Genomic DNA, 4,746 nt, shown 5'->3' with positions numbered 1-4,746 from the left:
TCTTCTCCCCGTGACGGGGAGAAGAAAGCCATCAAAATGTCGGCAGCTTCGGCCGAACCGCGAGCGCATCCTTGACGATCTTCTCGACGGCCTTGCGGCGCTCGCCCGACAGCGGCTGGCGCGGCATGCGAACGCGGTCATTTGTGTTGATCGCGAACACTTCGGCAAGCTTGATGTTTTGGACCAGATAGGTCGAGACATCGAGATCGAGCAGCGGCCGGAACCAGCGGTAGATGGCGAGCGCCTCCTCGCGGCGGCCCTGCTTCATCAGCTGGAAGATGGCGACGGTCTCGCGCGGGAAGGCTGTGACCAGTCCCGCCACCCAGCCGATGGCGCCGACCGACAGCGCCTCGAAGGCCAGATTGTCGACGCCGGTGAACAGGTCATAGCGAGTGCCCAGGCGATTGATGATCTCGGTCGAACGACGGATGTCGTCGGAGGATTCCTTGATCGCGACAAAGCGCTTGTCCGACGCTAGCTCCTCCATCTGGTCGACGGTGACGTCGACGCGGTAGGCAAGCCGGTTGGAGTAGATCATGACCGGCAGGTCGCCCGCCTGCGCGACCGCGCGCAGCGCCGCGACCGTCTCTTCCGCATTGGTGTGGTAGATCGGGCTCGGCACGACCATGAGGCCATTGGCGCCTTCCCGGCTCGCGCGCTTGGCGATGCTGGCCGCCTCGCGTGTGCCGGCCTCGTTGACGGTCAGCAGCACCGGCTTCTTGCTGGCGATCTTCTGTGCGGTCTTCAGCACCTCGATCTTCTCGTCGGGCGACAGCATCGGCCCCTCGCCGAGCGACCCGCAGACGATGATGCCGTCGCAGCCGGCCTCCATCTGCAGGCTGAAGCAGCGCTCCATCTCGACATGATCGAGACGATCATCCGCGGTGAATTTGGTCGTGACGGCAGGGAAAACTCCGGTCCACATGATCATCTCTCCATCTGATATATCAGTGGTATATCTATTAACAAACCCGCTGTCAATGCGGATTCCGTTATGATATATTCAAGATATATCAGGAGAGCGCATTTGATATCCATGGCAGCAAGCCTCCCGGCAGAGCCGGCCGCGACCAGGGCCTACCATGTGCTCGAGCACATGATCGTCACGCTCGAACTGGCCCCGGCAAGCTTCGTCACCGAGGGCGCTCTGATCGACAGGCTCGGGCTTGGCAGGACACCGGTGCGCGAAGCGATCCAGCGGCTGGCATGGGAAGGGCTGCTCGACGTCAGGCCGCGCGCCGGCATCGCCATCGCCCCGCTCCATCCCGGCGACTGGTTGCGCGTCCTCGATGCGCGTCGCGGCGTCGAGGTGGTGCTCGCCCGCTCGGCCGCCCGCTTCGTCACCCGCGAAGCCGCCGACCTGTTTCACGAAGCAGCGCTTGCCATGCAGAAGGCGGTGATCTCGGGTAATGTGCTTGCCTTCATCCAGGCCGACAAGGCACTCGACGAAGCGCTGGCGCTGGCTGCCGACAATCCCTTCGCCGCCCGTCTGGCCGCCCCCTTGCAGACCCATAGCCGCCGCTTCTGGTTCCGCTACAAGGCCGAGACCGGCCTTGCCGAATCCGCCGAGCACCATGTCGCGCTGATCCGCTCGATCCTTGCCGGCGACGAGGAGGCCGCGGCCAAGGATGCCAAACGCCTGATGGCGCTGCTACGCGGCCACGCCGAGACGGCCGCCACGCGCTGAACGTCCTTTTATATCCGGTGCGCTTTCGTCGCCGGCGCTTCCTCGAACTCGGGTCAAGTCCCTGGCAAGGCAGCCGCCGCCATCAACGAACCGTCCCAGCCTTCGCCCGCCGTGATGACGCAACTCTGACCACGCGTGTCGGTGGCAAGAATTGTCCAGGTGCCCCGGTCGGAGACGAATATCTCAAGAATCAGGCTCGGGTTGACCAGGCCGCGCGCCGCCTCACTTTCGTGGAATTTTTCCCCGAGCGCTTTGATCATATCCGCACGGGCCGCGCATTGCTCCGCCAGCGCCGGGACGGCGGGACACGCAAAAATTGCCGCGAAAAATAGCGTTGCCACAAGACGGGTCATCTGACACCTCCTTGCGCCAGACGATGTCCCCGAAGCTGTCGCCAGCGCCGTCGCTTGATCTGCCGTACCTCCTTGCGGCAGGACTGCAGACCAAGACGGCAGATGCCTACTTGGTTCCATCACATTAGCGTTCAAGCGGATAGAGTCGCGGCCGGATTGCAAAAAAACGCCCGGGCGCGAGCGCCCGGGCCTTAATCCAAATCAATTTGTTGTCCGGTCAGTTCATCGTCGGGATGACGAATTCGGCACCATCCTTGATGCCGGACGGCCAGCGCGACGTCACCGTCTTGGTCTTGGTGTAGAAGCGGAACGCGTCCGGGCCGTGCTGGTTGAGATCGCCGAACGAAGATGCCTTCCAGCCGCCGAACGTGTAATAGGCGATCGGCACCGGGATCGGCACGTTGACGCCCACCATGCCGACCTGGACACGGCTTGCAAAGTCGCGCGCGGCATCGCCGTCACGGGTGAAGATGGCGACGCCATTGCCCATCTCGTGATCGTTGGCGAGCTTGATCGCGCTCTCATAGGTCGGGGCGCGCACAACAGAGAGCACCGGCCCGAAGATCTCTTCCTTGTAGATGCGCATGTCCGCGGTCACGTTGTCGAACAGGCAGCCACCCATATAGTAGCCGTCTTCATAGCCCTGCATGGAGAAGCCGCGGCCGTCGACGACCAGCTTGGCGCCTTCCTTGACGCCGGTATCCACGTAGCCCTTGACCCGTTCCAGCGCCTGCGCCGTCACCAGCGGGCCGAAATCGGCGGAAGAGTCCGTCGAAGGACCGACCTTCAGGCTCTCGACGCGCGGGATCAGCTTTTCCATCAGCCGGTTGGCGGTGTCGTTGCCGACCGGGACGGCGACCGAGATCGCCATGCAGCGCTCGCCGGCCGAGCCGTAGCCGGCACCGATCAGCGCATCAACGGTCTGGTCCATGTCGGCATCGGGCATGATGATCATGTGGTTCTTGGCACCGCCGAAGCACTGCACGCGTTTGCCGGCGGCCGTGCCGCGCGAATAGATGTAGTGGGCGATCGGCGTCGAGCCGACAAAGCCGATGGCCTTGATATCGGGATCGTCGAGGATGGCGTCGACCACGTCCTTGTCACCATTGACGACGTTGAGGATGCCTGCCGGCAGGCCGGCTTCGAGGAACAGTTCGGCGATACGCATCGGCACACCGGGATCGCGTTCCGATGGTTTCAGGATGAAGGCGTTGCCGCAGGCGATGGCCGGCGCGATCTTCCAGAGCGGGATCATCGCCGGGAAGTTGAACGGCGTGATGCCGGCGACGACGCCGAGCGGCTGGCGCATCGAATAGACGTCGATGCCGGGGCCGGCGCCGTCGGTGAATTCGCCCTTCATCATGTGCGGTGCGCCGATGCAGACCTCGACCACTTCGAGGCCGCGCTGGATGTCGCCCTTGGCGTCGGCGATCGTCTTGCCGTGCTCGCGCGCCAGGATGTCGGCCAGTTCGTCATAGTCGCGCGCGACCAGTTCGAGAAACTTCATCAGCACGCGTACGCGGCGCTGCGGGTTGGTCGCGGCCCATTTCGGCTGCGCTGCCTTGGCATTCTCGACCGCCGCGCGCAGTTCCGCCTGCGAGGCCAACGCCACCGTGCCGCGCACGGAGCCGTCCATCGGCTGCATGACATCCTGCTTGCGGCCGCTGGTCCCGGCGACATGCGTGCCGCCAATGAAATGACCATAGTCGATCATGATTTCTCTCCCTGTTTGTGATGCTGCATTGTCCGCCTTTGGCCGGCGGATGGCAACGCGAGTGAGAACGCAACCGTTGTGCGGAGAATAGATAACGATTGACGAGCGAGCATCAATTCCCGCAAATGGTGCTATCCCGAGACGACGCCGGAGGATTGACAGGTTGAGTTCCTTCGCGCCCCCCTCTGTCCTGCCGGACATCTCCCCCTCTAGGGGGGAGATTGCGCTGTTGTCTTCGGCTTCGCCAATCCTTGAGGCTGTTAGCGAAGAGCTGTCGGCGAGGCTGCCAATCTCCCCCCTTGAGGGGGAGATGTCCGGCAGGACAGAGGGGGGCGCCACGGAACGCAACGGCGGCGATTGTCACCTGGACCATCCCCATGAACTGGGATGACGTCCGCATCTTCCTTGCCGTGGCCCGCGCCGGCCAGATCCTTGGCGCGGCCAAACGGCTGGAGCTCAATCACGCCACCGTCTCGCGCCGCATCGCCGCACTCGAGGAAGCGCTGCGCACGAAACTCTTCCGTCGGCTGACCACCGGCAGCGAGCTGACCCCGGCCGGCGAGCGTTTTCTCGACATTGCCGAGCGCATGGAGGGCGACATGATCGCCGCGCGCTCGACCATTTCAGGCGAAGGCGACGACGTTTCCGGCACGGTGCGCATCGGCGCGCCTGATGGTTTTGGTGTCGCCTTCCTGGCCAAGCGCCTCGGCGAACTGACCGCCCTGCACCGCGAGCTGACGATCCAGCTTGTGCCGGTGCCGCGCTCCTTTTCCTTGTCGCGCCGCGAGGCGGACATCGCCATCACCGTCGAGCGGCCGACAGAAGGCCGGCTGGTGGCGGGAAAGCTGGTCGACTACTCGCTCGGCCTGTTTGCCTCGCGCGCCTACGCCGATGCCAATGGCCTGCCCAAAACCGCCGCCGAACTCGGCCAGCACACGCTCATTGGCTACGTGCCCGACCTCATCGTCAGTCCCTCGCTCGACTATGCGGGC

General features: G+C 64.1%; 5 protein-coding genes. 2 read left to right on the top strand and 3 right to left on the bottom strand.

Annotated features, from left to right (window positions below):
• Positions 1-31: 31 nt before the first annotated feature.
• The gene (locus EOC06_RS32885; RefSeq protein WP_128309753.1) at positions 32-925 is read right to left on the bottom strand and encodes a dihydrodipicolinate synthase family protein; all 894 of its coding nucleotides are present in this window, start codon (positions 923-925) and stop codon (positions 32-34) included.
• A gap of 111 nt (positions 926-1,036) precedes the next feature.
• On the opposite strand from EOC06_RS32885, the gene EOC06_RS32880 reads away from it, so the two are divergent.
• Positions 1,037-1,687 carry a GntR family transcriptional regulator gene (locus tag EOC06_RS32880; protein WP_236383238.1) on the top strand — a complete coding sequence of 217 codons (651 nt, stop codon included), beginning with the start codon at positions 1,037-1,039 and terminating at the stop codon, positions 1,685-1,687.
• 53 nt (positions 1,688-1,740) lie between these two features.
• Here the strand turns inward: EOC06_RS32880 and EOC06_RS32875 are convergent, their stop codons facing one another.
• Entirely contained in the window at positions 1,741-2,040 is a 300-nt protein-coding gene (locus EOC06_RS32875) for a hypothetical protein (RefSeq protein ID WP_127808989.1), read from the bottom strand.
• Between the two features lie 217 nt (positions 2,041-2,257).
• The gene (locus tag EOC06_RS32870; protein ID WP_128309752.1) at positions 2,258-3,754 is read right to left on the bottom strand and encodes a CoA-acylating methylmalonate-semialdehyde dehydrogenase; all 1,497 of its coding nucleotides are present in this window, start codon (positions 3,752-3,754) and stop codon (positions 2,258-2,260) included.
• A gap of 377 nt (positions 3,755-4,131) precedes the next feature.
• Between EOC06_RS32870 and EOC06_RS32860 the strand changes: the two genes are divergently transcribed.
• Positions 4,132-4,746 (top strand): LysR family transcriptional regulator (locus tag EOC06_RS32860; protein WP_164898874.1); only part of this gene is annotated, 615 nt, incomplete at its 3' end.

It is taken from the genome of Mesorhizobium sp. M7A.F.Ca.MR.362.00.0.0, assembly GCF_004023175.1.
Classification (GTDB): domain Bacteria; phylum Pseudomonadota; class Alphaproteobacteria; order Rhizobiales; family Rhizobiaceae; genus Mesorhizobium.
Note: the sequence above shows the minus strand (reverse complement) of the source record. Positions and strands in the feature narration are given on the sequence as shown.